Consider the following 25,884-nt stretch of genomic DNA (forward strand, 5'->3'; position numbering starts at 1 on the left):
CCCCTCGGACAACGAACTTCGTGCATCCATGACACCACTCCCCGGAAGTCGGAACCGAATTTCGCAGTCCAACTTCCGGGGACCAGTTCACGTGCGGCCGCGCCGCACGAAGGGCACCTTCAGCCGGGAGGCGGACGGGTCAGGCGCCGAGGGTCCAGGGGTCGGTGCGGACGGTGGACACGGCGGTGGCCCAGCCGTCGACGCGACCGAAACGGGCGTCGAGGACGTCGCGGACCTGCGCGCACCAGGGTTGCTCGCTGGCCCAGTGCGCGACGTCGACGAGTACCGGTCCCCCACCGCGCAGGTGCTCGTCGGCGGGGTGGTGCCGCAGGTCGGCGGTGACGTACGCGTCGACGCCCCGAGCCCGCGCCGCACCGAGCAGCGAGTCCCCCGAGCCGCCGCACACCGCGACGGTGCGGACCACGGTGTCGGGATCGCCCGCGGCGCGCACGCCCCACGCGGTCTCGGGCAGCGCTCGACGCACCCGCGCGGTGAACTCCCGCAGCGTCTCCGGCTCGTCGAGCTCCCCGACCCGTCCGATGCCGAGCGCCGATCCGGTGTCGGCGAGTTCGAGGACGTCGAACGCCGGTTCCTCGTAGGGATGCGCGGCCCGGAGCGCCGCCAGCACCCGCGACCGCAACGCCCGCCGCGCGACGACCTCGACGCGGTCCTCGACGACCTGCTCGATCCGCCCGACCTCGCCGAGCGCCGGGTTCGCGTGCGCTCCGGGCAGGAACTGGCCGGTGCCGGCGACGGTCCAGCTGCAGCAGCTGTAGTCGCCGACCTGTCCGGCACCCGCCTCGAACAATGCGTCCCGCACGGTCGCCGAGTCGGCGGACGGCACCGTCACCACCCACTTGTCGAGCGGCTCGGACGGCGCCGCGTCGAGGGGGCCGGTCACGGTCAGTCCGAGCGCCTGCGCCAGTGCGTCGGAGACACCGGGGTCGGCCGAATCGGCGTTCGTGTGTGCCGTGTACAGCGCGCAGCCGCCGCGGATCAGCCGGTGCAGCAGCGCCCCCTTCGGGGTGTGCGCGCCGACGGTGTCGACACCGCGCAACAGCAGCGGATGGTGCACCAGCAGCAGCTGCGCACCCCACGCGAGGGCCTCGTCGACGACGGCGGCGGTGGCGTCCACGGCGATCAGGACGCGACTGACGGTCTCGGCGGGATCCCCGCACACCAGGCCGACGGAGTCCCAGCTCTCCGCCAGCGCCGGCGGGTACGCCTCCTCGATCGCCGAGATCACCTCGGACAGGGCCACACTCATACCGGTACCCCTCATTCCAGAACTTCCTTCAGTGCCGTCACCAGGGCGCGTGCCGGCTCCGCCGACCGGACCGCGACGCGGATGTGGTTCGGGTCGAGCCCCGGGAACGTGTCGCCGCGACGCACCGCGATCCCCTTCTCCTGCAACTTCTTCCGGACGAGTTCGCCCTCGGGGACGGGCAGCAGCAGGAACGGCGCCCGCGCCGGCCCGACCACCTGCACCCCGGCCGCGGTGAGCATCCCGACCAGCGCGGCACGTTCGGTCTCGATGAGCGCGGCCTCCCGCTCCGCCCACGCGACGGCGTCGGGTTCGCTGCACGCCCGGATCGCCTCGAGCTGCAGGGTGCCGAGCGGCCAGTGCGCACGGCCGACCTGCAGTCGGGCCAGCAGATCCGGATGCCCGAGGGCGTACCCGCAGCGCAGACCGGCCAGCGCGAACGTCTTCGTCAGCGACCGCAGCACCAGCACGTCGGGCAGCGACCGGCCGGCCAGCGACTCCGGTTCCCCGAGCACGGCGTCGCCGAACGCCTCGTCCACGACGACGATCCGGCCCGGCCGGCGCAGGGCGAGCAGATCGTCGGCGGGGTGCAGCACCGAGGTCGGGTTGGTCGGGTTGCCCAGGACGACGAGATCCGCGTCGTCCGGGACGTCCGCGTCCGCCAGCCGGTACGGCGGCGGCAGCAGGACCTGCGTCACCGGCACCCCGGCCTGACGCAGCGCCCACTCCGGTTCGGTGAACGACGGGTGGATCAGCGCGGCCGACGCCGATCCCAGCCGCGGCAGCATCGCGAAGCCCTCGGCGCCGCCGGAGAGCAGCAGCACCTCGTCGGGGTGTCGGCCGTGCCGGGCGGCGACCTGTTCGCGCGCGGCGAGTTCGGCGGCGGGCGACGGATACCGGCCGAGCGCGGGCACCGCTGCGGCGAGCCGCTGCGCGAGCCAGTCGGGCGGCCCGTCGCCGCGGACGTTGACGGCGAAGTCGAGCAGCCCCGGCGTCGCGTCCAGGTCGCCGTGGTGGCGCAGGTCGATCGATCCTCGGGTGTCCACGACCGGCAGTGTATGTGCGGCCCTGCGCTCGTCCGGCGGGGCAGGCAGGATGGACCGGTGAGTTCCTCGACCATCACCCTGTTCGACCTCGACGGCACCCTCACCGATTCCGCGCCCGGCATCGTCACCGGCTTCCGGCACGCGCTGGCGTCGGTGGGTGCCCGTGAACCCGACGGCGACCTGACGCGGCTGGTCCTCGGTCCGCCGATGGCCGACTCGCTGCGCGGTGTCGGCCTCGACGACGCGACCGCGGCCCGCGCGCTGGCCGCCTACGTCGACCGGTACGACAGCGTCGGCTGGGCGGAGAACGCGGTGTTCGACGGGATCCCCGAGCTGCTCGCCGGTCTGGCGGACACCCGGCTGGCGGTCGCGACGTCGAAGTCGGAGTCGTTCGCGGTGCGGATTCTCGAGCACTTCGGGTTGGCGGGGCACTTCGAGGTGATCGCGGGCGCGTCCGCGGACGGCACCCGCCGGGCGAAGGCGGACGTCGTCGAGCACGCGCTGCGCGGCCTGGGCGTCGACCCGGTGCGCGGCGGCACGGAAGGCGTGGTGATGGTCGGTGACCGGGTCCACGACGTGCACGGCGCCGCCGAGTGGGGCATCCCGACCGTGTTCGTCCGGTGGGGCTACGGCGACGGGTCCGAGGCCGCGGACGCCGCCTGGTCGGCCACGACCGTCGCGGAGCTGGAGGCGATCCTGCATGCGCGCTGACGGTCGACCCCTGCACATCACCTTCGTGTGCACGGGCAACATCTGCCGCTCCCCGATGGCGGAGAAGATCCTGCTCGGCCGCCTGACCGACGCGGGACTGGCGGAGCACGTGCGGGTGTCGAGCGCGGGCACCGGCGACTGGCACGTCGGTGACGACGCCGACCACCGGACGACGGCGGTGCTCGCGGCGTACGGCTATCCGACCGGGCACAGTGCCGCGCAGGTCGGCGACGACCACCTCGGGGCGGATCTCGTCGTCGCGCTGGACACCGGGCACGATCGCGCGTTGGCACATCTGGGGGTGCCGACGGAGCGGCGCCGCCTGCTGCGCAGCTTCGACCCGGACGCCGACGGCGCCTCGGTACCGGACCCGTACTACGGCGACCGGTCCGACTTCGAGCTCGTACGAGAACAGATCGAGGCCGCGGTCCCGGGTCTGCTGGACTGGGTGCGCGACCGACTGTGACGGCGCGCGCCGGGGCCGTCGATCCGGACATTTCGGTCTGACGCGGCGCTCCCAGTACCGTGGTGGCGTGCGAAGGTTGAGTTTTCTGCTACGTCCGGGCTGGCTGGTACTGGCCGTCGTCGTCGCGGGCTTCGCCTACATGTGCTTCACCGTCCTCGCGCCGTGGCAGCTGGGCAAGAACACCAGCACCGAACATCGCAACGCGCTGATCGAGGCATCCGTCAACGCGGATCCGGTGCCGATCGAGTCGGTGCTGCCCGCGTCCGGACCGATCGCCGCGGACGACGAGTGGCGGCAGGTCACCGCCACCGGCACCTATCTGCCGGACAGCGAGGCACTGGTGCGACTGCGCTCCGTCGAGGGCGACCCGGCCTACGAGGTGCTCACCCCGATGCGCCTGACGTCCGGGCCGGTGATCCTGGTCAACCGCGGGTACGTGCGCCCGGTGCAGGGCACACTGCCGCCGCCCGTCGACCCGGCCCCGGCCGGGGAGGTGACGGTCACCGCCCGGGTCCGCGCCTCGGAGGGCGTCGTCGCCGGCAAGGACCCGATCGTGGAGGACGGGCACACGCAGGTGTACTTCGTCGACGCCGGGCAGGTCGGCGCCGCGGTCGGTCTGCCGCTGGTCGACGGGTGGTTCCAGCTGGCGCAGGACCAGCCGGGCGCGCTGACCCCGATCCCGCTCCCGCAGCTCGACGCGGGACCGTACCTGTCCTACGGGCTGCAGTGGCTGGCGTTCGGGATCATGGCACCGCTCGGGCTGGCGTACTTCGTGCGCGCCGAGCTGCGCGAACGTCGACGCGAACGCGCGGCACTGCGGACCCCGGACGCACCCGCCGAGCCGACGCCTGCCCCGCCGGTCACCCCCGCCGAGGACGCGCCGGCGGACGACGACGTGGTGCTGCCGCGCCGCCGCTTCGGACGGTCAGCGACGACCGAGACCGCGACCCTGACGTCGACGGAGGCCAAGCTCGCCGACCGCTACGGCAAGCGCCGCTGACACCAGCGCCGCACCGGTCTGGACCGCGCCCGACAACCGGGCGACACGACCGATGTCGGCGATCCGCGGCGCCGGTCCGTCACCCAGTTCCGGCCGGTGTTCGACGCCGTGCGGGTACTCGGTGCGGCCACCGAGCCGCACTCCCAACGCACCCGCCATCGAGGCCTCTGCGACCCCGGCGTTCGGGCTCGGGTGGGCCGCCGCGTCCCGGCGCCACGCGCGGATCGCGTCCCGGGGGGCCCCGCCGACGACCGGGGCGGACACCACCGCGAGCACCCCGGTCAGGCGAGCGGGGACCAGGTTCACGACGTCGTCGAGGCGGGCGGCTGCCCACCCGAACCGCAGGTACTTCGGGGAGCGGTATCCGATCATCGCGTCGAGGGTGTTGACGGCGCGGTAGCCGAGGACGCCCGGCGCACCCGCGATCGCCGCCCACACCAGCGGCGCGACCGTCGCGTCGGAGGTGTTCTCGGCGACGGACTCGACGGTGGCCCGTGCGATCCCCGCCGGGTCGAGCGACTTCGGGTCGCGCCCGCACAGCGACGGGACCAGGTCCCGGGCCCCGGCCAGGTCGTCGGCTGCCAGCTCCTCCGCCATCCGCGCCCCGACCCGGGTCAGGGACGTCCCGCCGAGCGCGGTCCACGTCGCCACGGCGACCAACGCCGTCTCCCCCACCCATCCGGCCCGGGAGGCGACGCGCGCCGCGACGGCCGAACCCCCGACGACGGCGCCGACGAGCAGTCCGGTGTGCACCGCGCCCGCGGTCCGCCGGTCACGGTAGGTGGTTCTTTCGAGGGCCGCGGCGGCGCGGCCGAACCCGGCGACGGGATGCAGCCGGACCGGGTCGGCGAGCATGCGGTCGGCCGCGTATCCGAGGAGTAGTCCGGTCGCTCGTGCCGTGCCGCGTCGTCTCACCCGGTAGTTCTACCAATCGGACGACGCGTGACCCGGGGCGGCCGTGTCCCGCCCCGATTACGCCCCGCCGGGTGCGAGGATGCGCGGGAGACAACCCACAGCGAACGGAGTCGACGTCGGTGCCAGCGACCACGGTGAAGGCGGCCCGGAAACGCCTGGCCGATCTCGTCCGCGAGGTCAACGACGACACCGTGGCCGTCGAGATCGTCGGCAAACGCGACAACGCCGTCCTGATCTCGGCCGCGCGCTACACCGCGTTGCAGGAGGCGACGTTCCTGCTCCGGTCGCCCGAGCTGATGGAGAGCCTGCGGCGCGAGGCGGCCCGCGCGTTCCAGGCGGCCACGGCGGAACGCACGTGCCCGGCGTCGAACACGGCAGCGCCGAACAGGGCGGCGTCGACGAAGGCGGCCTCGACGAAGGCGCGCAAGTCGACGCGGAAACGGAAGAAGCGCAAGTAGGCCCCGGCGCGGTCAGTCCTGCGTGGCGGGCCGCGGCGCATCGACCGGGAGGTCGCGGACCCGGCGTGCCGGGTTGCCGGCGTAGAGCCCGTCGGGTTCGCAGTCGCGGGTGACCACCGCGCCGGCGCCGATGATGCAACCCGCCCCGATCGTCACGCCGGGCAGCACGATCGCGCCCGCACCGATCCAGGTGCCGTCCCCGACCGTGATCGGCCGGTGGTACACCCGCCCACCGCGACCGTCGGACGGTCCGATCTCGTGGGTGCTGGTGACGAACTTCGCGCCGTGACCGACGGCGACCTGCCTGCCGAGGGTGATCGGTGCGGTCCCGTCGAACAGCACCCCGCGGTTGACGAAGGTTCCGACGCCCATCCGGATGTCCTTGCCGCCGAAGTGACATCCCGCGTAGATCCCGGCCCCCCACACCTTCGCGCCGCCCGCGAGCAGCAGCAGGATCCGCAGCCACACCGGGACGAAGACCGAGGACTGGATGATCGTGATCAGGCGCACCGCGTCACGATAACCGGGGCAGCTCTACGCTCGATGTCACCGACACCGCAGCATCGCGCCGACCCGATGGAGACCACATGCCGTCCGACCCGATTCCCGTGATGTTCGTCCACGGACTGTGGATGCATGCGAGCGGTTGGCGACCGTGGACGGAGCTCTTCGCGTCCCGCGGCTACATCCCGGTCACACCCGGCTGGCCCGGGGACGGCGAGACGGCGGAGTCGACCCGCGAGAACCCCGACAGGTTGAACGGGGTCGGTATCGGCGACCTCGTGCGGCACCACCGGACCGTCGCGGAGGCGCTGCCGAGCCCGCCGATCGTGGTCGGGCACTCGTTCGGCGGACTGATCGCGCAGCGCCTGCTCGGCGACGGGCTGGTTCGGGGCGCCGTCGCTCTCGCCCCCGCTCAGTTCAAGGGAGTGCTGCGGCTGCCGCTGACGCAGGTGAGGACGGTGCTGCCGATCCTGAGCCGTCCGGGCCTGAGGAAGAGGACGTGGTCCCACACCGCGGACAGCTACCACGACACCTTCGCGAACGCGGTGACGCGGGAGGAGTCGGACCGGATCTTCGAGACGCACACGATTCCCGGTCCGGCGCGGCCGCTGTTCGAGGCGGCCCTGGCGAACATCGCGGTCGGCTCGCCCGCGAAGATCGACACCCGCACCGCGCGCGGCCCGCTGCTGTTGGTGGCGGCGGGCCGCGACCGCACCGTCCCCGAGGCGACGGTGCACTCGCAGTACAACATTCAGCGGCGCAACACCGGGGTCACCGAGTACGCGGTCCTGCCCGACCGCGGACACTCCCTCGCGGCGGACGACGGGTGGCGGGAGGTCGCGGAGCTGGCGCTGGACTTTCTCGACCGGCACGGACTCGCCGCCACCCCGAACGGCTGACGGCGCCGGGCCCGCGCCGAGCGAGGCACAGTCGGGTTCGGCTCGGGACGCTCACGCGGCTGCGCCTTGCGCAGCTCGATCAGGAACACGACGGAGACGGTCAGGTAGACGGCGAGAACGGCGATCGGGGCGAGGACGAGGGTCAGGGCTGCGAGGAGTTTCACAGGTACCTCCGTGAGCAGACGGACGTGTCGTTCGCCGGCAGTTCGCTGCCGGTCGGCATGGACCGAGATCCGCGGGCACCGGCTTCACGGCGCTTACTTCACGGTAGCGACGGACGCGGCGGAACCGGTGAACTGCACATGAACACCACCTGTGACATGCGGCACTTCGACCACGCCGGTCACACCGCCGCGGGTTCCGCGGTGCGGCCGCGGATGGCGAGCGACATCGCGGCCGCGATCGCGCAGAGCCCGCCCGCGACGTAGAACGCTGCGTCGTAACCGCCGACGTGGTCGCGGACCAGTCCGGCGAGGAAGGCCACCAGCCCGGCCCCGATCTGGTGCGAGGCCAGCACCCAGCCGAACACGATCGGAGCGTCGGCACCGAAGTGCTTGCGACACAGCGCGACCGTGGGTGGCACCGTCGCGACCCAGTCGAGGCCGTAGAAGATCACGAACGCGATCATCGGCGGGTGCACCGTCGCCGCGAACAGGATCGGCAGGAACACCAACGAGATGCCGCGCAGCAGGTAGTAGGTGCCGAGCAGCTTGCGGGCGTCGAAGCGGTCGGTGAACCAACCCGACGCCACGGTGCCGACCACGTCGAAGATCCCGATCACCGCGAGCAGGCTCGCCGCCGCGGTCGTGGGCATGCCGTGGTCGTGGGCGGCGGGCACGAAATGGGTCCCGACCAGGCCGTTGGTGCTCGCACCGCAGATCGCGAAGGTGCCGGCGAGCAGCCAGAACACCCGGGTCCGGGCCGCGCCGACCAGCACGGACAGTGCCCGCGTGGCGGCCCCGCCCCGACCGGACGGGGGTGGCGGCGCGGGTTCGGCGTGGTCGGGTGCGGCACCGTACGGCACCGTCCCGACGTCGGACGGCTTGTTGCGCAGGAACAGCAACACCAGCGGCACGACGGCCAGCGCGGAGACCGCCACCGTCAGTGCGACGACCTGCCAGCTGTAGTGCTCGGAGATCATCGCCAGGATCGGCAGGAACACCAACTGCCCGGCGGCGCTGCCCGCCGTCAGGATGCCGGTGACCAGACCGCGGCGGGCGACGAACCAGCGGTCGACGACGGTCGCGACGAATGCGAGGGCCATCGAGCCGGTGCCCAGGCCGACGAGGACACCCCACAGCAGCACCAGCTGCCACTGGGCCGTCATGAACACCGTGAGCCCGCTGCCGGCCGCGACCAGCAGCAGCGCCGCCGTCACGACCTTGCGCATGCCGAACTTCTCCATCAGCGCGGCAGCGAACGGTGAGGTGAGCCCGTAGAGCACCAGGTTGATCGACACGGCGGACGAGATCGCGGCGCGGGACCACCCGAAGTCCTCGTGCAGGGGGTCGATGAGGATCGACGGCGCGGCCCGGAAGCTCGCCGCCCCGACGAGTGCGAGGAACGCGATGGCCGCGACCAGCCAGGCGTAGTGGAGGCGCGGTGGGGTCGACGTTTCGGCGGGGTGCGGCGGCACGAGCTCGGAAGTCACGGGGGCAAGTCTGCGGGATGACGACCCTCCCGAACCAATGGCCAGAAGGACAACATGTGAAAGAATCCGGCCATGCATCGTGTGGTGGTCCTGGCACTGGACGGAGTGGTGCCCTTCGAGCTCGGCATTCCGTCGCGCATCTTCGGGATGGCCGAGAACGCGGCGGGCGAGCGGCTGTACGAGGTGATGACGTGCACCCCGGACGGCGGTCCGGTGCGCACGGAGGCCGACTTCTCGGTGTCGGTCGACCACGGACCGGAACTGTTGGCCAGTGCCGACACGGTGGTGATCCCGGCGACGTACGACCTCGGCTCGACGTACAACGGACACCTCCCCGACCATCTCGGGGAGGTGCTCGCGTTCGTGCGCCCCGACGCCCGCTACGTCGCGATCTGCATCGGGGGCTACGTCCTGGCCGCCGCCGGCCTCCTCGACGGGCTGCGCGCGACCACGCACTGGCGGCACGCCGAGCACTTCCAGCGCACGTATCCACGGGTGCGGGTCGACCCCGACGTGCTGTTCGTCGACGAGGGACAGGTCCTCACCTCCGCCGGGGTCGCCGCGGGCCTCGATCTGTGCCTGCACGTCGTCCGCCGCGATCACGGCGCCGACGTCGCCACCCGCGTCGCGAAACGCTCGGTCGTACCGGCGTGGCGGGACGGCGGTCAGGCGCAGTTCATCGAACGCCCGGTTCCGGCCCATGCCGCGGATTCGACTGCGGCGACCCGCGACTGGGCGCTGCAACGGCTGGACGAACCGTTGCAGCTGTCCCGCCTCGCCCGGCACGCCAACATGAGCGTGCGCACGTTCACCCGCAGGTTCGCCGACGAGGTGGGTACGACACCGGCGAAGTGGCTGATCACGCATCGCGTGGACCGGGCCCGGCAGCTCCTCGAGACCACCGACCTGTCGGTCGACGTCATCGCCGCCGACGTCGGTTTCGGGACCGCCACGTCGCTGCGCCAGCACATGGCCGCGCAGCTCGGCGTGCCGCCGTCCGCGTACCGCAAGACGTTTCGCGGACAACCGGCCGCGGAGGCGACGATCACACCGTGAGCTTGGCCTTGAGCGTCGCGATGGTCTCGGCCGAGAGCCCGAGTCCGTTGGTGAGGTAGTTGTCGAACGTGCCGAAGCTGGTGGTGACCTCGTCGAGTCCGGCCTGGAGGAACTCGGGCGAGACCCCCATCAGCACCCGCATCGCTTCGCCGGCCTGCTCCCCCTGCGCGGCCGCGGTCTTCGTGGCGGTCGCCTCGATCGACTCCTTCGAGTACTCGTTGGTGAGCAGGTAGTTGCTCATCACCGTCGCGTCGTCGACCCCGGCGATCTTCAGCAGCACCGCGCTCGCCCACCCCGTGCGGTCCTTGCCCGCGGTGCAGTGGATGATCTGAGGTCCGTCGGTGGAGGCGATGTCGCCGAGCAGGGTCGCGAACTCGGCGCGCATCGCCGGGTTGCTCACGAACTGCCGATTGGCACCGACGAGGACGGCTGCCGCGCTCTGCGGGGTCGAGAGGTCGACCGTCGACGCGACCGCGCCGTTCGAGGCCGCGCCGGTGATGTCGACGTTCGTGTAGCGCGCGCCGGCCGGAACCCGGTCGGGCGCCTTGCCGATCTCCGCCGCGGTCCGCAGGTCGTAGACCGCCGCGATGTCGAGGGAATCCAGCGTCGTGGCATCGGCATCGCTCGGCGTCAGCGCATTGGCCCGATAGACGACACCCGCCCGGACCCGGTGCCCGTCGGACGTGACGTATCCGCCGTCCGGACCGGCGAGGTCACGAAAGTTGTTGACGGACGAGAGCCTCGGCGTCGGCGCAGCGACCGACGCCACCGCCTGCGTCGCCGCGACCGACGAGGTCGCTACGGTGTCGTCGGTCGTCGACTGACCGCATCCGGCGAGGGCGAGCGCCATCGCCGCGACGACACCGACAGTTGCGAAACTGGACTTCAACGGTTCTCCTTCATGATTCTTAGTTGGGCTATGAATGCTGTGCCTCGAAAGTGGCCCAACTGCAAAGCACCGGAGAACGGCCGATGGCCGATTCGCTTACGACGGTGAACATTTCCCTACATCCGCCGCATCACCCCGGGTCCGGATCCTGCCCGAGGCGGTCCAACAGGTCGACGGCCGCGCGGGCGTAGTCCCCGATCCACCGGTCGTGGATGCGTTTGATCGGCAGGGGCGCCAGCGCGAGGCGCCGCTCCCGTCCGACCTTGCGCCCGGTCACCAACTCGGCCCGTTCGAGGACCTTGAGGTGCTGGAGGACGGTGGTGCGATCGAGGTCGGGAAACCGGGCGCACAGCTCGCCGGTGTTGCACGGCGCCTCCTTGAGTACGTCGAGCATGCGCCGACGTGTCGCCGACGCGAGCGCTTTGAACACCCGGTCGTCGTTCGCGTCCTCGCCACCGTCCACCGACATGTTGTAAAATTACAACATGTCTGATTCGAGCGCACTCACCACACTGAGCTTCACCGTGTCCGGTCACGTGTCCCGGCCCTGCGCCGAGGTGTACGAGGCGGTCGCCGACCCCGAGCAGTTGTCGAAGTACTTCACCACCGGCGGCGCCCGTGGACGTCTCGAGGCGGACACCGAGGTCACCTGGGACTTCGCCGACTTCCCCGGCGCCTTCCCCGTCGCCGTCGTCGCGGCCGAACCGCCCCGCCGCATCGTCATCGAGTGGGACGGGACCGCCACCACCTCCGAGTCCGGGAAGACGACCACGACGTTCGAGTTCGAACCCGTCGACGACGACACCCGCACCCTGGTGACGATCACCGAATCGTCCTGGCAACCAACGGAAGAGGGCGCGAAGAACGCATTCGGCAACTGCATGGGCTGGACCGGAATGCTCGCCGCGCTCAAGGTGTGGGTCGAGCACGGCATCAACCTGCGCGACGGCTTCTACAAGTGAGCCGCACACGAGCAAAGCCGCGTCACCGATATCGGTGACGCGGCATGGCGGTGGGCGCGGAGGGTTTCGAACCCCCGACCGCTGGTGTGTAAAACCAGAGCTCTACCACTGAGCTACACGCCCGGAACCGGCGAACGCAGTCGTGCCGTTCGCCGGATCGCACTCAGGAATCTAGCGCGGCGAGCGCTTTCTCCCAAGCCGCCTGGTCACGGGCCTCTCCGGGGCCGTTCATCTCGGCGAACCGGATGATGCCGCCCTTGTCGACGACGAAGGTGCCGCGGTTGGGGTAGCCGGCCTTCTCGTTGAACACCTCGTACGCCTGCGTCACGGCGCCGTGCGGCCAGAAGTCGGAGAGCAGCGGGAAGGTGTAGCCCTGTTCGGCCGACCAGATCTTGTGGGTCGGAGGCGGACCGACGGAGATCGCGACGACGGCGGTGTCGTCGTTCTCGAAGGTCGGCAGGGTGTCCCGGACGCGACACAACTCGCCCTGGCAGGTACCGGTGAACGCCAGCGGATAGAACACGATCAGGACGTTCTTCTTCCCCCGGTAGTCCGCGAGGGACACTTCCTGGTTGTTCTGGTCCCTGAGCGTGAAGTCGGGCGCGACGGTGCCCACGGCCAACGGCATGACGACCTCCTGGGTCTCGATGGTGGGGAGCCGGTCAGCGCTTCGCGGGACGGGCCTTCGGCTGCACCAGCCGGCTTCCGGACCAGGATCCCAGATTGGCGGCGGAGGTCTGCGTCAGGCCCGCTGTCGGGGCCGATTCGGCGATCTCGCTGGGTTCGACGTGCCCGGGCTGGCCGGTCTTCGGTGTGAGCACCCAGACGAACCCGTCGTCGGCGAGGGGCCCGATGGCGTCCATCAACGCGTCGACGAGATCGCCGTCGCCGTCCCGCCACCACAGCAGGACCACGTCGATCACCTCGTCGGAGTCCTCGTCCAGCAGTTCGCCGCCGATGATGTCCTCGACGGCGGCTCTCAGGTCGTCGTCGGTGTCCTCGTCCCAGCCCAGTTCCTGCACAGCCATGTCTTGGGTGATGCCCAGTTTCTGGATGTAGTTCTGGGCGTCGGCCGCGGCGACCACGGTGGTGTCCTCCTCATATGTTCGGGCTGTAACCTCCAGCACCCGATCGGTGTTGATCGGTAGTGAAAGCGAACATGGTCGACGCCTTCCGCGCAAGCGGACCGGGCCGAATTGCGTGAACAAATATTCGGACGCCCGACGAACGAACCTCGGGTACACCCCGGCCGACCTGGTTTGGCAGGATTAGCAATGGATCACCATCATTAACAAACCACGCCGCCGTCACACTTGGGGGCGTGGATGGATAGGGCGCCACACCGAGCGTCCACCGCGATGAGGAGCAAATGTTGTCCGAGCAGACCCAGGACCCGGTATCGCCTCTTACGCCGAGTCCCGCACCCGGATCCGACGGCCGCGTGCGAGTGATTCGTGAGGGTGTCGCGTCCTACCTTCCCGACATCGATCCCGACGAGACCGGCGAGTGGATCGAGAGCTTCGACGATCTGTTGGAGCGGTCGGGTCCCGCTCGCGCGCGCTACCTGATGTTGCGCCTACTCGAGCGCGCCGGCGAGAACCACGTCTCCATCCCGGCCCTGACTTCCACCGACTTCGTCAACACCATCCCCACCGAGAACGAACCCTGGTTCCCCGGTGACGAGGAGGTCGAGCGCCGCTACCGCGCCTGGATCCGGTGGAACGCCGCGATCATGGTGCACCGCGCCCAGCGTCCCGGAGTCGGCGTCGGCGGCCACATCTCGACGTACGCGTCGTCGGCCGCGCTGTACGAGGTCGGCTTCAACCACTTCTTCCGAGGCAAGGACCACCCCGGCGGCGGCGACCACATCTTCGTCCAGGGCCACGCCTCGCCCGGCATCTACGCGCGCGCGTTCCTGGAGGGCCGTATCCCGGCCGAGCAGATGGACGGGTTCCGCCAGGAGGCCAGCCACGCCGCGGGCGGACTGCCCTCCTACCCGCATCCGCGCCTGCTGCCCGACTTCTGGGAGTTCCCCACGGTGTCGATGGGCCTCGGCCCGATGAACGCGATCTACCAGGCCCGGTTCAACCACTACCTGAACGACCGCGGCATCAAGGACACCACGCAGCAGCACGTGTGGGCGTTCCTCGGCGACGGCGAGATGGACGAGCCGGAGTCGCGTGGCCTCGCGCACGTCGCCGCGACCGAGGGCCTCGACAACCTGACGTTCGTCGTCAACTGCAACCTGCAGCGCCTCGACGGCCCGGTCCGCGGCAACGGCAAGATCATCCAGGAGCTGGAGTCGTTCTTCCGCGGCGCCGGCTGGAACGTCATCAAGGTCGTCTGGGGTCGCGAGTGGGACTCCCTGCTGCACGCCGACAAGGACGGCGCGCTGGTGAACCTGATGAACGTCACGCCGGACGGCGACTACCAGACCTACAAGGCCAACGACGGCGGCTACGTCCGTGAGCACTTCTTCGGACGCGACCCGCGCACCAAGGAACTGGTCAAGGACCTGAGCGACCAGGAGATCTGGAATCTCAAGCGCGGCGGCCACGACTACCGCAAGATCCACGCCGCGTACGCGGCCGCGATGGCGCACAAGGGCCAGCCGACGGTCATCCTGGCGCACACCATCAAGGGCTACACCCTCGGCAAGCACTTCGAGGGCCGCAATGCCACGCACCAGATGAAGAAGCTGACGCTCGACGACCTGAAGGCGTTCCGCGACCTGCAGCGGATCCCGATCTCCGACGCCGAGCTCGAGAAGGATCCGTACCTGCCGCCGTACTACCACCCCGGGCCGGATGCTCCGGAGATCCAGTACATGCTCGAGCGGCGCAAGTCCCTCGGCGGGTTCCTGCCGTCCCGCCGCACCGACGCGGCGCCGCTGCCCGTGCCGGACATCTCCGCACTCGACGCGATCCGCAAGGGTTCCGGCAAGCAGGAGGTCGCGACGACGATGGCGCTGGTCCGTGTCATCAAGGAACTGTTGCGCGACAAGGAGATCGGCAAGCGCATCGTGCCGATCATTCCCGACGAGGCCCGCACCTTCGGTATGGACTCGTGGTTCCCGTCGCTGAAGATCTACAACCGCAACGGGCAGCTGTACACCTCCGTCGACGCCGAACTGATGTTGGCGTACAAGGAGTCCAGCGTCGGCCAGATCCTGCACGAGGGCATCAACGAGGCCGGATCGACGGCTTCGTTCACCGCGGTCGGCTCCTCCTACGCGACGCACGGCGAGCCGATGATCCCGCTGTACATCTTCTACTCGATGTTCGGGTTCCAGCGGACCGGCGACGGACTGTGGGCGGCCGCGGACCAGATGTCGCGCGGCTTCGTCCTGGGCGCCACCGCCGGCCGCACCACGCTCACCGGTGAGGGCCTGCAGCACGCGGACGGCCACTCGCTGCTGCTCGCGTCGACGAACCCGGCCGCAGTCACCTACGACCCGGCGTTCTCCTACGAGATCGCGCACATCGTTCGTGACGGCATCCGCCGGATGTACGGCGGTACGGAAGGCGTGGCCGGTTTCGGTGGCGAGAACGTCTTCTACTACCTGACCATCTACAACGAGCCGTACGTGCAGCCGGCGGAGCCGGAGAACCTCGACGTCGAGGGCCTGCTCAAGGGCATCTACCTGTACCACCGCGGCACCGGAACGGGCCCGAAGGCCCAGATCCTGGTGTCGGGTGTCGCGATGCCCGAGGGCCTGCGTGCCGCGCAGCTCCTCGCCGACGACTGGGGCGTCTCCGCCGACGTCTGGTCGGTCACCTCGTGGGGCGAGCTGCGCCGCGAGGGCATCGAGTGCGACCGGGATGCACTGCACAACCCGGACGCACCGGCACGGCGGCCGTACGTGGCAACGGCACTGTCCAGTGCGGTGGGTCCGTTCGTCGCGGCCTCCGACTGGATGCGCGCCGTCCCGGACCAGATCCGGCAGTGGGTGCCCGGCGACTACACCACCCTCGGCACCGACGGGTTCGGGTTCTCCGACACCCGTACGGCGGCGCGGCGGTACTTCAACGTCGACGCCGAGTCGATCGCGGTGGCGGTCCTGGCCGGCCTCGCCCGGGAGGGGTCGATCGCGCACAACGCTCCGTCCGCAGCGGCCCGTCAGTACCGGATCGACGACGTGTTCGCCGCTCCGACCTCGATGAAGGACCCGGGCAGCGCGTAGCGACGTCGACACCGCCCCCGAACGCCCCGGCACCGACACGGTGCCGGGGCGTTCGGCCGCCGGTGCGCGTCACGGTCGTGGTCCACGTGGCGGCGGCGACGGTGGCGTAGGTTTCGAAGTCGTGGGGTTTGGAAGCCATGGGTGAACACCAGTCGCGGGAGCCGGACGTCGGCACCGGCACATCACGGGACGACGACGCGGCGCCGGCCCCGGCGCGCACGCCGGTCGCCCGCACACCGGTCACCGCGCCGCCGTTCGCGCGCAGGCGCGATCCCCGCGCGCCGCTGCCGGACGCGCTGCTGCGCCGCGTCAAGCAGTTCTCGGGACGGCTCTCGACGGAGGCGGTCGCCTCGATGCAGACCCAGTTGCCGTTCTTCGCCGACCTCGACGCGGACCAGCGGGCCAGTGTGCAGTTGCTGGTGCAGACGGCGGTCGTGAACTTCCTCGAGTGGCTGCAGAATCCCGCCGACAACGACATCCGGTTCAGCCTGGACGCCTTCCAGGTGATCCCCCAGGACCTGGCCCGGCGCCTGACGCTGCGGCAGACCGTCGACATGGTCCGGGTCGCGATGGAGTTCTTCGAACAGTGGCTGCCCGCCCTGGCCCGCAACGACCAACAGCTGATCGCGCTCACCGAGGCCGTGCTGCGGTACGGGCGGGAGCTCGGCTTCACCGCGGCGTCCGTGTACGCGAGTGCCGCCGAGTCCCGCGGCGCGTGGGACACCCGCCTGGAGGCTCTGGTCGTCGACGCCGTCGTCCGCGGCGACACCGGCCCCGACATGCTCTCGCGCGCCGCGACGCTGAACTGGGACGCCAACGCCCCGGCCACGGTGCTGGTCGGGACGCCTCCCCCGGACCAGGGCGTGTCGGTGGTCGGCACGGTGCACACGGTCGCGCAGCGCCACAATCGCGCGGCCCTCGCGGTGGTACAGGGTTCACGGCTGGTGGCGGTCGTCTCCGGCGACATCAAGCCGGCGCCGGAGAACCGTCCGTTCCTGGGTGATCTGCTCGCCACCTTCTCCCCCGGCCCGGTCGTGATCGGCCCGACCACGGGCACGTTGGGTGCCGCCCATTTCAGTGCGGTGGAGGCACTGGCCGGCATGGACGCGGTCGCGGGCTGGCGCGGCGCTCCGCGGCCGGTGCACGCGGGCGAACTTCTTCCCGAGCGCGCCCTGCTCGGCGACCGGGCTGCGCTCGAGGCGCTCAACGAGCACCTGGTGCGGCCGTTGCAGGCCGCCGGATCGGCGTTGGCGGACACCCTCGACGCCTACCTCGACTGCGGCGCAGCAGTCGAGACATGTGCGCGTCAACTGTTCGTCCATCCAAATACCGTCCGATACCGCCTCAAGAAGATTGCGGAGATCACACGGCGGGATCCGACAAACCCGAGGGACGCGTACGTACTCCGAATCGCCGCAACGGTGGGCAGGCTGACTCAAACGCATCACGAACCGGTAAATCCCATCACTTCAGTCACATCCGGAACAGTTCGTCGGATCGACCTGTAACGGACATACGTTCAAGTACGATGCTCCATCGCGACTAGCGTTTTTGTTGAAACCCTCCAAAACACTTGTCGAAGGTTCATCGCCAACAACACCCCATGAGATCGAGAGGACGGTGTTCCCTTATTCCTGTGATTGCGTTGCTCGCCCCCGGTCAGGGTTCCCAAACCCCCGGCATGCTCAGCCCCTGGCTCGAGCTGCCGGGCACAGCCGACCGCCTCGCCATCTGGTCCAAGGCCGCCGGCCTCGACCTCGCTCGGCTCGGTACCACCGCGACCGCGGAGGAGATCACCGACACGGCGGTCACCCAGCCGCTCGTCGTGGCTGCCGCCCTGCTGGCGTTCGAGGAGCTCGACCGCCGCGGTCAGGTTCCGGCGGACCTCGTCGTCGCCGGACATTCGGTCGGTGAACTCGCGGCCGCGGCCATCGCCGGCATCATCTCGGCGGACGACGCCGTCGCGCTCGCCGCGCTGCGCGGCTCCGCCATGGCGAAGGCTTGCGCCCTCGAACCGACCGGCATGTCCGCCGTCCTCGGCGGCGACGAGACGGCGGTCCTCGAGCGTCTCGCCGCGCTCGACCTCGAGCCGGCCAACCGCAATGCGGCCGGTCAGATCGTCGCCGCGGGCCAGCTCGACCGGCTCGAGGAACTGGCTGCCACCCCGCCGGAGAAGGCCCGCGTCCGCGCCCTTCCCGTCGCCGGCGCCTTCCACACCCGGTTCATGGCTCCCGCGCAGGACGCGGTCACCGAGGCGGCGGCGCGGATCGCGCCGCAGGACCCCACCCGCACCCTGCTGTCCAACGCCGACGGCCGGCCGGTCACGAGCGGCCAGGATGCACTCGACAAGCTCGCCGCCCAGGTCACCCGCCCCGTCCGGTGGGATCTGTGCAGCGGACACCTCCGTGACGCCGCGGTCTCCGCGGTCGTCGAACTCCCCCCGGCCGGGACGCTGGTCGGCATCGCGAAGCGCGAGATGAAGGGCACACCGACCCTCGCGCTCAAGACCCCGGGCGACCTCGACGGAGTCGCCGGACTCGGCTGAACCGGACGCGCACCGGCACCGTTCTTCCCGACAGGGACCCCCACACTTGCAGGAGCCGACCGACGTCCGCGTCGTCGAATGCAGGACCAACAGGTAACACCAAACACGAAGGGAGCCACCCAGTGGCCAACAGCCAGGAAACGATCATCGCCGGTCTCGCGGAGATCATCGAAGAGGTCACCGGCATCGAGCCGTCCGAGGTGACCATCGAAAAGTCCTTCGTCGACGACCTCGACATCGACTCGCTCTCCATGGTCGAGATCGCCGTCCAGACCGAGGACAAGTACGGCGTGAAGATCCCGGACGAGGATCTCGCGAGCCTGCGCACCGTCGGTGACGCCGTCACGTACATCCAGAAGCTCGAGGCCGAGGGCGTCCAGACCGGCTCCGCCGACAGCGAGTGAGCCCCGACGTGTCCTCCACCTCTCCCCGGACGTTGCCCAACGTCGTCGTCACCAGCCTTGCTGCTACGACGTCACTCGCTGGTGACGTGGATGCCACGTGGAAGTCCCTGCTCGCCGGTGAGAGCGGTATCGACACCCTGACCGGCTTCGTCGACGAGTTCGACCTCCCGGTCCGGATCGGCGGCAAGCTCAAGGTCAGCCCCGACGAGGGGCTTTCCCGCGTCGAGGTCCGGCGGATGAGCTTCGCCGAGCGCGTCGCGCTGACCCTGGGCCGCGCCGCATGGCAGAACGCGGGCAGCCCGGAGGTCGACAACGACCGCCTCGGTGTCGTGATCGGCACCGGCCTCGGCGGCGGTGAGGCACTGATCGACTCGGTCGACAAGCTGCGCGAAGGCGGTTACCGGAAGGTGTCCCCGTTCGCCGTGCAGATGGTGATGCCGAACGGGCCGGCCGCGACGGTCGGTCTCGAGTACGGTGCCCGCGCCGGCGTGATCACCCCCGTCTCCGCCTGTTCGTCGGGTTCGGAGGCGATCGCCCATGCGTACCGGATGATCGCGCTCGGTGACGCCGACATGGTGATCACGGGTGGTGTCGAGGGACAGCTCGACGCCGTCGCGACGGCCAGCTTCGCGATGATGCGCGCGCTGAGCACGCGCAACGACGACCCGAAGGGGGCGTCGCGGCCGTTCGACAAGGATCGCGACGGATTCGTGTTCGGCGAGGCCGGCGCGATGATGATCCTCGAAACCGAGGAGCACGCGAAGGCACGCGGTGCCACCATCCACGCACGGCTGCTGGGTGCCGGCATCACCTCGGACGGGTATCACATCGTGGCTCCGCACCCCCAGGGCACCGGAGCGGCGCGGGCGATGACCCGCGCCATCCAGTCCGCGGGACTGTCGAAGTCCGACATCTCGTTCGTGAACGCGCACGCGACCGCCACGCCGATCGGCGACACCGCCGAGGCGCTGGCCATCAACGCCGCGGTCGGCAACCACGCCGCCGTGTACGCGCCGAAGTCCGCGCTCGGGCACTCGATCGGCGCCGTCGGTGCGCTCGAGGCAGTGCTCACGGTCCTGAGTGTGCGTGACGGGGTCATTCCCCCCACGCTCAATCTCGAGAACCAGGATCCAGAGATCGACCTGGACGTCGTCAAGGGTGAAGCCCGTTACGGCCAGATCGATTTCGCCATCAACAACTCGTTCGGGTTCGGTGGGCACAACGTTGCGCTCGCCTTCGGCCGCGCCTGACGGGTCGGCTCGAAGTTCGACGGTGAGGGGTCCGGAAGAGTCCAGGGCCCCTCACCCACCGCCCATAGTCTGCGGCTCGAAGTGGAGGAAGACCGGCGATGACGATTGTTGATCCGATCACCAGACCCGATACGCAGCTCGATCCCCGCGATCCCCTGGCCCGCCTCGAGAAACTGTTCGACGCCGGCACCACCACGCCCCTGCATCCCCGAGACAAGTCCGGCGTCCTCGCCGCGTCCGGCGAGATCGACGGCGTCCGCACCATTGCCTACTGCTCCGACGCGACCGTGATGGGCGGCGCCATGGGAGTGGAGGGCTGCACGCACATCGTCGCGGCGATCGACACCGCGATCGCCGATCGGGTTCCGATCGTCGGCGTGTGGCATTCGGGCGGGGCCCGGCTGGCGGAGGGCGTCGAAGCCCTGCACGCCGTCGGCCTCGTGTTCGAGGCCATGGTCCGCGCGTCCGGCCTGATCCCCCAGATTTCCGTCGTCCTCGGCTTCGCGGCCGGCGGCGCCGCCTACGGCCCCGCGTTGACCGATGTCGTGATCATGGCGCCGGAGGGCCGGGTGTTCGTCACCGGTCCCGACGTGGTCCGTTCGGTGACCGGCGAGCAGGTCGACATGGAGTCCCTCGGCGGCCCCGCGACCCACACCAAGAAGTCCGGTGTCGCACACATCGCCGCGCACGACGAGCTCGACGCCTTGCACCGGGCGCGGCGGCTGGTGTCGATGATCGCCGACCAGGGTGAGTTCGACCTGGACGTCGCACGCCGCGGCGACACCGACCTGCGCGCCCTGATGCCTGAGTCGGCCAAGCGCGCCTACGACGTCCGCCCGATCGTGCACGAGCTGCTCGACAACGTCGACGGCGAATCCACTCTCGAAGAGCTGCAAGGCAACTGGGCCCGCAGCATCGTCACCGGCATCGGCCGGCTCGGCGGCCGCACCGTCGGGGTGATCGCGAACAACCCGTTGCGGCTCGGCGGCTGCCTGAACTCGGAGAGCGCCGAGAAGGCGGCCCGCTTCGTGCGGATGTGCAACGCGTTCGGTATCCCGCTGGTCGTCGTCGTCGACGTGCCCGGGTACCTGCCCGGTGTCAGCCAGGAATGGGAGGGGGTGGTGCGACGCGGCGCGAAGCTGCTGCACGCCTTCGCCGAGGCGACGGTCCCCCGCGTCACCCTGGTGACCCGCAAGATCTACGGCGGCGCCTACATCGCGATGAACTCGCGCGCGCTCGGCGCCACCGCCGTCTTCGCGTGGCCGGAAGCCGAGGTCGCCGTGATGGGCGCGAAGGCCGCCGTCGGCATCCTGCACAAGCGGGCCCTCGCCGCGGCCCCCGAGGAGGAGCGGGAGGCCATGCACGACCGGCTCGCCGCCGAACACGAGGCGATCGCCGGCGGCGTCGGTCGCGCCATCTCCATCGGTGTGGTCGACGAGATCATCGACCCGGCGCACACGCGCAGCCTGCTCACCGCCGCCCTCGCGGCAGCCCCGGCGCGGCGCGGGCAGCACAAGAACATTCCGCTGTGAACTGACGCCGACGGCAGCACGAGAAGAGCCCCCGACCTGCAGGTCGGGGGCTCTTCCGTTGCCGGTGGAGTTCACCGGCGGTGCGGCGTCAGACTGCGCGGACGTCAGTCGCCTGCGGGCCCTTGGCGCCCTGGGACACCTCGAACTCGACGCGCTGGTTCTCTTCGAGGTTCTTGAAGCCGGAACCGGAGATCTCGGAGTAGTGGACGAACACGTCCGGTCCCCCGTTCTCCTGCGCGATGAAGCCGAAGCCCTTCTCCGCGTTGAACCACTTGACTGTTCCCTGTGCCATCGAAACTCCCTTTCAGGGCTGGCCGGACCACGCTGTGTGGACCGGGGCCGGTTTCAAGACGCAACGCGACGTCTCCAGACCACTGAAATCCAGGGAACCTGAAGGGCTGCACGGCGCCCGCAACACTGTTTCCTTGCGAGCGTGCAGATTGGTACACAAACACACAAAAACTTACGGCCGTCTCTTCCAACGCACCGACCGCCCGAATGATTCCCGCCCGCGCGACGAGGGTCACGGCCGCGCGAAGGTGACGGACCCGAGAACGATCACGGCTCCATCGTGGACTACCCGACGTTGCGGTGCAGCCAGGTCACCTCGGCGCCCTCACCGCCGAGCCGGTACGGCTCGAGTTCCGCGTCCCACGCGGAGCCGAGGGCGTGTTCGAGTTCCCCCGCGAGGGAAGCGGATCCGCCGTGCTCGGCGATCAGCGCACGCAACCGCATCTCGCCGAGGATGACATCGCCGTTCGCGCTCATCGACCCGTGCCACAGCCCGAGTCCCGGCGCGTGGCAGTAGCGTTCCCCGTCGACGCCGTCGCTGGGGTCCTCGGTGACCTCGAACCGCAGCATCGGCCAGGCCCGCAGCGCGTTGACCAGGCGGGCGCCGGTACCGACCCGTCCCACCCAGTCGGTGCTCGCGCGCAGCTGACCCGGCGATGCGGGTTGCGAGGTCCACTTGAGGTTCGCCTTGCAGTCGAGGGTGGCCGCCAGTGCCCACTCGATGTGCGGGCAGAGCGCTGCTGGCGACGAGTGCACGTGAAGCACACCGCTCGTCGCATCGGCGAACTGATTCAATGCGCGCACAAGGCACCTCCACCTTCGACGAGGGTCGTCTTCCCCAACGGCCTCTGCCGACACGCACCTTGCTTCGCGGTAACAGTGTGCCCCGAGTGCACGGTGATGCGCCAGTTGTAGGAGAGGTTCTCTGGTCAGCGGCCCCCGAACTCGGCCAGAACCCCGTCGCTGAGCGGCGGCCACGCCTGCTTGGCCCAGTCGCCGAAGTCGCGGTCGGCCAGTGCCGCGCACGCGAGTTCGCGGGCGGGATCGACCCAGAGGAAGGTGCCCGACTGGCCGAAGTGGCCGTAGGTGGCGGCGGAGTTCGACGACCCGGTCCAGTGCGGCGACTTCGTCCCCTTGATCTCGAATCCCAGCCCCCAGTCGTTGGGACGCTGCCGGCCGTATCCGGGCAGCAGGCCGTCGAGACCGGGGTACTGCACGGTCGTCGCGTCGGCCAGGGTTTCCGACGACAGCAGCCGTGGCCGCAGCAGCTCGGCGGCGAACAGTGCAAGGTCGGCGACCGTGGACCGGGCGCCGTGGCCCGCGGGGCCGGCCAGGACCGTGTCGGCCATGCCGAGGGGCTCGAACACCGCCTGGCGCAGGTAGTCCGGGAAATCGATACCCGACTCGGACCCCACGAGATCGGCGAGCACCTCGAATCCGGCACTCGAGTAGATCCGCTTGGTGCCCGGCTCGGCCTGCACCGTGTGGTCGGCGAACGCGATCCCGGACGCGTGGGCCAGCAGGTGCCGCACCGTCGCGCCGGGCGGGCCCGCCGGCCGGTCCAGCTCGACCGCGCCCTCCTCGACCGCGACCAGCACCCCGTATGCGACGAGCGGCTTGGTCACCGACGCCAACGCGAACACCCGACCCTGCTCACCGGCGGCGCCGAGCGTGCCGTCCGGGCCGATCACCACGGCGGCGGAGTTGTCGACAGGCCAGTGGGCGATCGCATCGAGACTGTGCACCGGAACAGCCTACGAGACCGTGCCCCCGGTCGACCCGGCCAGGCCGGGCCATCCGAACGGGAGGCCCGGCCCGCGGGAGGTCGCGCTGTCAGCGATCGGCGTCGGTGTAGCGGATGATGCCGCGAATGTTCTTGCCGTCGAGCATGTCCTGGTAGCCGTCGTTGATCTGCCCGAGGCTGTAGGTGGTGGTGATCATGTCCTGCAGGTTCAGCTGGCCCGACGTGTAGAGGTCGAGCAGCATCGGGATCTCGTGCCGCGGGTTGGACCCACCGAAGACGTTGCCCTTGAGGGTTTTCTGCAGCATGGCGAACAGGAAGAGGTTCATCTTCACGTCCATGTCGGACATCCTGCCCATCGAGGTGACCACGCAGGTGCCACCCTTCGCGGTGAGCGTCAGCGCGGGATCGATCACGGCGCCGTCCATCTCGCCCATCGTCAGGATCACCTTGTCGGCCATCGTTCCCCTCGTCAGCTCCATGACCGGGACGATGGCCTCCTCGAGGCTCGCGTAGGCGTGCGTGGCACCGAACTTGAGTGCCTGCTCGCGCTTGAAGGCGACGGGGTCGATCGCGATGACGTGACGTGCACCCGAGACGACGGCGCCCTGCAGCGCGGCGGTCCCGACGCCCCCGACGCCGACGATCGCGACGGTGTCACCGGCCCGGACCTGGGCCACGTTGGTCGACGAACCCCAGCCGGTGGTGACCCCGCAGCCGACGAGGGCGGCGACCTCGAACGGGATCGACTCGTCGATCCTGACCGCGGAGGTCTCGTGCACGGTCATGTACGGGGAGAAGGTTCCGAGCAGGCACATCGGTATGACGTTCTCGCCGGCCGCGGTCTGGATGCGGAACGAGCCGTCCGAGATGGATTCGCCGGTGAGCAGTCCCATGCCGAGGTCGCACAGGTTCTGGTGCCCCTGGGAACACGGGTCGCAGACGCCGCAGGACGGGATGAACGACAGGACGACGTGATCCCCCTCCTTCAGGGTCTTCACGCCGGGACCGACCTTGGTGACGACACCGGCGCCCTCGTGGCCGCCCATCACCGGGTAGGACGGCATCGGCGTTGCGCCCGTGACGATGTGGTGGTCGGAATGGCACATGCCGGCGACCTCCATCCGGATCTGGACCTCGCCGCCGCGGGGATCGCCGATCTCGATCTCCTCGATCGACCAGGGCTCGTTGATTCCCCGCAGGAGCGCGCCTTTTGTCTTCATCAGGTTCCGGCCTTTCGTCCGCGTCGACATCCCGTGATCGGGGTGACCCTGATCACAAGCGCACACGATAACCGCAACGGTTCCGATGTGTAACACGTTCTAGAAAGAATTTCGTAACATGCCCTAACGGAGAGACGAAGATGCAGGCGAAGGCCGGTTACCGGCCCTACCGATCACCGGACGGACCGGTCATCCGCGGACATCGTGCAGATGGTGCACCGGATCGTGGAGGAAGTACACCGCGAGCGTGCGCACCGTGAACACCGAGCCGTCACTGCGGACACCACGCCGGCCGAGAGCCTCGACAGGGACGGCCGCGAACGCATCGGCAACCTCCCCCGCCGCCGCGGTCAGCTGGTCCGCCACGACGGCCGGGTCCTGCTGCCCGTACCTCTGCTCGACGGCGGTGGCGTCCTGGTCCCAGTTCGGGAAGGCCGGGTCGTCGCGGTCGAGCATCAGCCGCAACCGCTCACGGAAGATCCGGAACACGTCGCGCACGTGCGCGGCGTACTCCAGCGCCGACCAGGCGCTCTCGTCGGGACGCACCGCGACGTCCGGCCGCGCCAGGACCGCCGGTCACCGCGCGGCATTGGCTCGGGTCAGCTCCGGAACGTCCGCGAACTCGACCGCCGCCGGGTCGAAACCGCATTCGGGGCACCGCCGTTCGACTACCCATGTCCAGTTCTTGGTGTCGGGGCTGATCGCCATGCGACCACCCTACGCACGTGGGCACGATGCGGGCAGGAGCGACTCGAGCCCCACACCCGGAGTTCCGGACGAGGGGCCTGATCTGCGATTCGGATGTGGGGCGGGCGGGGCTCGAACCCGCGACCAATGGATTATGAGTCCACGGCTCTAACCGACTGAGCTACCGCCCCGTCCGCCCGCTGACGG

Annotated in this window: 26 protein-coding genes, 2 tRNA genes and 1 pseudogene; 13 read left to right on the plus strand and 16 right to left on the minus strand. The window is 70.1% G+C overall.

The genetic code is table 11. The features are described 5' to 3' along the window. Window positions 1-139: 139 nt before the first annotated feature. Both ACFYVR_RS24210 and cobC read right to left on the minus strand, forming a co-directional pair. Window positions 140-1,267, minus strand: a complete 1,128-nt coding sequence (locus tag ACFYVR_RS24210; protein ID WP_387478056.1) for a Nif3-like dinuclear metal center hexameric protein — start codon at window positions 1,265-1,267, stop codon at window positions 140-142. A gap of 11 nt (window positions 1,268-1,278) precedes the next feature. Further along, the gene (gene cobC / locus ACFYVR_RS24215; protein ID WP_387478059.1) at window positions 1,279-2,310 is read right to left on the minus strand and encodes an Rv2231c family pyridoxal phosphate-dependent protein CobC; all 1,032 of its coding nucleotides are present in this window, start codon (window positions 2,308-2,310) and stop codon (window positions 1,279-1,281) included. A gap of 57 nt (window positions 2,311-2,367) precedes the next feature. Here cobC and ACFYVR_RS24220 point away from each other — a divergent pair, with 57 nt between their 5' ends. The 3 genes from ACFYVR_RS24220 to ACFYVR_RS24230 all read left to right on the plus strand — a co-directional run bounded on the left by ACFYVR_RS24220 (window position 2,368) and on the right by ACFYVR_RS24230 (window position 4,487). Next, the gene (locus ACFYVR_RS24220; RefSeq protein WP_387478061.1) at window positions 2,368-3,021 is read left to right on the plus strand and encodes an HAD-IA family hydrolase; all 654 of its coding nucleotides are present in this window, start codon (window positions 2,368-2,370) and stop codon (window positions 3,019-3,021) included. Next, window positions 3,011-3,487, plus strand: coding sequence for a low molecular weight protein-tyrosine-phosphatase (locus ACFYVR_RS24225; protein WP_387478063.1), 477 nt, complete (start codon window positions 3,011-3,013; stop codon window positions 3,485-3,487). Before ACFYVR_RS24220 ends, ACFYVR_RS24225 begins: the two co-directional genes overlap by 11 nt. 67 nt (window positions 3,488-3,554) lie before the next feature. After that, the gene (locus ACFYVR_RS24230; protein WP_387478065.1) at window positions 3,555-4,487 is read left to right on the plus strand and encodes an SURF1 family protein; all 933 of its coding nucleotides are present in this window, start codon (window positions 3,555-3,557) and stop codon (window positions 4,485-4,487) included. Here ACFYVR_RS24230 and ACFYVR_RS24235 read toward each other — a convergent pair. After that, window positions 4,413-5,402: a cobalamin biosynthesis protein gene (locus ACFYVR_RS24235; RefSeq protein WP_387478067.1), complete on the minus strand. Its 990-nt coding sequence runs from the start codon at window positions 5,400-5,402 to the stop codon at window positions 4,413-4,415. The two genes, ACFYVR_RS24230 and ACFYVR_RS24235, sit on opposite strands and share 75 nt — an antisense overlap. Before the next feature lie 119 nt (window positions 5,403-5,521). Here ACFYVR_RS24235 and ACFYVR_RS24240 point away from each other — a divergent pair, with 119 nt between their 5' ends. Continuing rightward, window positions 5,522-5,860: a type II toxin-antitoxin system Phd/YefM family antitoxin gene (locus tag ACFYVR_RS24240; protein WP_387478069.1), complete on the plus strand. Its 339-nt coding sequence runs from the start codon at window positions 5,522-5,524 to the stop codon at window positions 5,858-5,860. 12 nt (window positions 5,861-5,872) lie between these two features. On the opposite strand, the gene ACFYVR_RS24245 is transcribed toward ACFYVR_RS24240, so the two are convergent. Continuing rightward, on the minus strand, window positions 5,873-6,370 hold the full coding sequence (locus ACFYVR_RS24245) for an acyltransferase (protein WP_387478071.1): 498 nt from the start codon (window positions 6,368-6,370) through the stop codon (window positions 5,873-5,875). A gap of 77 nt (window positions 6,371-6,447) precedes the next feature. Here ACFYVR_RS24245 and ACFYVR_RS24250 point away from each other — a divergent pair, with 77 nt between their 5' ends. Next, window positions 6,448-7,263 (plus strand): alpha/beta hydrolase, encoded by an 816-nt coding sequence (locus ACFYVR_RS24250; RefSeq protein ID WP_387478074.1) that lies wholly within the window; start codon window positions 6,448-6,450, stop codon window positions 7,261-7,263. 343 nt (window positions 7,264-7,606) lie between these two features. Here the strand turns inward: ACFYVR_RS24250 and ACFYVR_RS24255 are convergent, their stop codons facing one another. Continuing rightward, window positions 7,607-8,914 carry an MFS transporter gene (locus ACFYVR_RS24255; protein WP_387478077.1) on the minus strand — a complete coding sequence of 436 codons (1,308 nt, stop codon included), beginning with the start codon at window positions 8,912-8,914 and terminating at the stop codon, window positions 7,607-7,609. A 72-nt stretch (window positions 8,915-8,986) separates the two neighbouring features. Between ACFYVR_RS24255 and ACFYVR_RS24260 the strand changes: the two genes are divergently transcribed. Beyond that, entirely contained in the window at window positions 8,987-9,970 is a 984-nt protein-coding gene (locus ACFYVR_RS24260; protein WP_387478080.1) for a GlxA family transcriptional regulator, read from the plus strand. Here the strand turns inward: ACFYVR_RS24260 and ACFYVR_RS24265 are convergent. Both ACFYVR_RS24265 and ACFYVR_RS24270 read right to left on the minus strand, forming a co-directional pair. Continuing rightward, window positions 9,960-10,859, minus strand: coding sequence for a tyrosine-protein phosphatase (locus tag ACFYVR_RS24265; RefSeq protein WP_387478083.1), 900 nt, complete (start codon window positions 10,857-10,859; stop codon window positions 9,960-9,962). The genes ACFYVR_RS24260 and ACFYVR_RS24265 overlap by 11 nt on opposite strands. A gap of 130 nt (window positions 10,860-10,989) precedes the next feature. Further along, window positions 10,990-11,328: an ArsR/SmtB family transcription factor gene (locus ACFYVR_RS24270; protein WP_387478086.1), complete on the minus strand. Its 339-nt coding sequence runs from the start codon at window positions 11,326-11,328 to the stop codon at window positions 10,990-10,992. 16 nt (window positions 11,329-11,344) lie between these two features. Between ACFYVR_RS24270 and ACFYVR_RS24275 the strand changes: the two genes are divergently transcribed. Further along, on the plus strand, window positions 11,345-11,821 hold the full coding sequence (locus tag ACFYVR_RS24275; protein ID WP_387478088.1) for an SRPBCC domain-containing protein: 477 nt from the start codon (window positions 11,345-11,347) through the stop codon (window positions 11,819-11,821). 51 nt (window positions 11,822-11,872) lie between these two features. Here the strand turns inward: ACFYVR_RS24275 and ACFYVR_RS24280 are convergent. The 3 genes from ACFYVR_RS24280 to ACFYVR_RS24290 form a co-directional block, all read right to left on the minus strand. After that, window positions 11,873-11,944, minus strand: a tRNA-Val gene (locus ACFYVR_RS24280). 40 nt (window positions 11,945-11,984) lie between these two features. Further along, the gene (locus ACFYVR_RS24285) at window positions 11,985-12,449 is read right to left on the minus strand and encodes a peroxiredoxin (RefSeq protein ID WP_387478091.1); all 465 of its coding nucleotides are present in this window, start codon (window positions 12,447-12,449) and stop codon (window positions 11,985-11,987) included. 34 nt (window positions 12,450-12,483) lie between these two features. Next, window positions 12,484-12,906, minus strand: coding sequence for a DUF3052 domain-containing protein (locus ACFYVR_RS24290; RefSeq protein ID WP_387478094.1), 423 nt, complete (start codon window positions 12,904-12,906; stop codon window positions 12,484-12,486). Between the two features lie 284 nt (window positions 12,907-13,190). Between ACFYVR_RS24290 and aceE the strand changes: the two genes are divergently transcribed. From aceE to ACFYVR_RS24320, 6 genes are all read left to right on the plus strand, one after another. Further along, window positions 13,191-16,004: a pyruvate dehydrogenase (acetyl-transferring), homodimeric type gene (gene aceE / locus ACFYVR_RS24295; RefSeq protein ID WP_387478097.1), complete on the plus strand. Its 2,814-nt coding sequence runs from the start codon at window positions 13,191-13,193 to the stop codon at window positions 16,002-16,004. 137 nt (window positions 16,005-16,141) lie between these two features. Continuing rightward, window positions 16,142-17,512 (plus strand): PucR family transcriptional regulator, encoded by a 1,371-nt coding sequence (locus ACFYVR_RS24300; RefSeq protein WP_387478099.1) that lies wholly within the window; start codon window positions 16,142-16,144, stop codon window positions 17,510-17,512. Window positions 17,513-17,640: 128 nt separating this feature from the next. Then, window positions 17,641-18,549 carry an ACP S-malonyltransferase gene (locus ACFYVR_RS24305; RefSeq protein WP_387478102.1) on the plus strand — a complete coding sequence of 303 codons (909 nt, stop codon included), beginning with the start codon at window positions 17,641-17,643 and terminating at the stop codon, window positions 18,547-18,549. Window positions 18,550-18,671: 122 nt separating this feature from the next. After that, window positions 18,672-18,953 (plus strand): meromycolate extension acyl carrier protein AcpM, encoded by a 282-nt coding sequence (gene acpM, locus ACFYVR_RS24310; protein WP_387478105.1) that lies wholly within the window; start codon window positions 18,672-18,674, stop codon window positions 18,951-18,953. Between the two features lie 8 nt (window positions 18,954-18,961). Beyond that, on the plus strand, window positions 18,962-20,203 hold the full coding sequence (locus tag ACFYVR_RS24315) for a KasA/KasB family beta-ketoacyl-ACP synthase (RefSeq protein WP_387478108.1): 1,242 nt from the start codon (window positions 18,962-18,964) through the stop codon (window positions 20,201-20,203). A 98-nt stretch (window positions 20,204-20,301) separates the two neighbouring features. After that, entirely contained in the window at window positions 20,302-21,735 is a 1,434-nt protein-coding gene (locus ACFYVR_RS24320; protein WP_387478111.1) for an acyl-CoA carboxylase subunit beta, read from the plus strand. An 88-nt stretch (window positions 21,736-21,823) separates the two neighbouring features. On the opposite strand, the gene ACFYVR_RS24325 is transcribed toward ACFYVR_RS24320, so the two are convergent. The 6 genes and pseudogenes from ACFYVR_RS24325 to ACFYVR_RS24350 form a co-directional block, all read right to left on the minus strand. Then, a complete protein-coding gene (locus ACFYVR_RS24325) occupies window positions 21,824-22,027 on the minus strand; it encodes a cold-shock protein (protein WP_387478114.1) in 204 nt (67 codons plus the stop codon). A gap of 284 nt (window positions 22,028-22,311) precedes the next feature. Next, a complete protein-coding gene (locus ACFYVR_RS24330) occupies window positions 22,312-22,830 on the minus strand; it encodes a DUF3145 domain-containing protein (RefSeq protein WP_387478117.1) in 519 nt (172 codons plus the stop codon). 125 nt (window positions 22,831-22,955) lie between these two features. After that, window positions 22,956-23,771 (minus strand): serine hydrolase domain-containing protein, encoded by an 816-nt coding sequence (locus ACFYVR_RS24335; protein ID WP_387478120.1) that lies wholly within the window; start codon window positions 23,769-23,771, stop codon window positions 22,956-22,958. Between the two features lie 88 nt (window positions 23,772-23,859). After that, on the minus strand, window positions 23,860-24,990 hold the full coding sequence (locus ACFYVR_RS24340; RefSeq protein WP_387478123.1) for an NDMA-dependent alcohol dehydrogenase: 1,131 nt from the start codon (window positions 24,988-24,990) through the stop codon (window positions 23,860-23,862). A gap of 189 nt (window positions 24,991-25,179) precedes the next feature. Further along, window positions 25,180-25,698, minus strand: a pseudogene (locus ACFYVR_RS24345) (DinB family protein). Between the two features lie 96 nt (window positions 25,699-25,794). Next, a tRNA-Ile gene (locus ACFYVR_RS24350) sits at window positions 25,795-25,868 on the minus strand. Window positions 25,869-25,884 lie beyond the last annotated feature (16 nt).

Source organism: Rhodococcus sp. NPDC003318, assembly GCF_042879035.1.
Taxonomy (GTDB): domain Bacteria; phylum Actinomycetota; class Actinomycetes; order Mycobacteriales; family Mycobacteriaceae; genus Rhodococcus_G.

Coding starts and splice junctions, on each gene's coding strand:
- ACFYVR_RS24275 (WP_387478088.1), top strand. CDS start 11,345: ATGTCTGATTCGAGCGCACTCACCACACTGAGCTTCACCGTGTCCGGT.
- ACFYVR_RS24260 (WP_387478080.1), top strand. CDS start 8,987: ATGCATCGTGTGGTGGTCCTGGCACTGGACGGAGTGGTGCCCTTCGAG.
- ACFYVR_RS24285 (WP_387478091.1), bottom strand. CDS start 12,449: ATGCCGTTGGCCGTGGGCACCGTCGCGCCCGACTTCACGCTCAGGGAC.
- ACFYVR_RS24270 (WP_387478086.1), bottom strand. CDS start 11,328: ATGTCGGTGGACGGTGGCGAGGACGCGAACGACGACCGGGTGTTCAAA.
- ACFYVR_RS24300 (WP_387478099.1), top strand. CDS start 16,142: ATGGGTGAACACCAGTCGCGGGAGCCGGACGTCGGCACCGGCACATCA.
- ACFYVR_RS24325 (WP_387478114.1), bottom strand. CDS start 22,027: ATGGCACAGGGAACAGTCAAGTGGTTCAACGCGGAGAAGGGCTTCGGC.
- ACFYVR_RS24340 (WP_387478123.1), bottom strand. CDS start 24,990: ATGAAGACAAAAGGCGCGCTCCTGCGGGGAATCAACGAGCCCTGGTCG.
- ACFYVR_RS24225 (WP_387478063.1), top strand. CDS start 3,011: ATGCGCGCTGACGGTCGACCCCTGCACATCACCTTCGTGTGCACGGGC.
- ACFYVR_RS24320 (WP_387478111.1), top strand. CDS start 20,302: ATGACGATTGTTGATCCGATCACCAGACCCGATACGCAGCTCGATCCC.
- ACFYVR_RS24250 (WP_387478074.1), top strand. CDS start 6,448: ATGCCGTCCGACCCGATTCCCGTGATGTTCGTCCACGGACTGTGGATG.
- ACFYVR_RS24210 (WP_387478056.1), bottom strand. CDS start 1,267: ATGAGTGTGGCCCTGTCCGAGGTGATCTCGGCGATCGAGGAGGCGTAC.
- aceE (WP_387478097.1), top strand. CDS start 13,191: ATGTTGTCCGAGCAGACCCAGGACCCGGTATCGCCTCTTACGCCGAGT.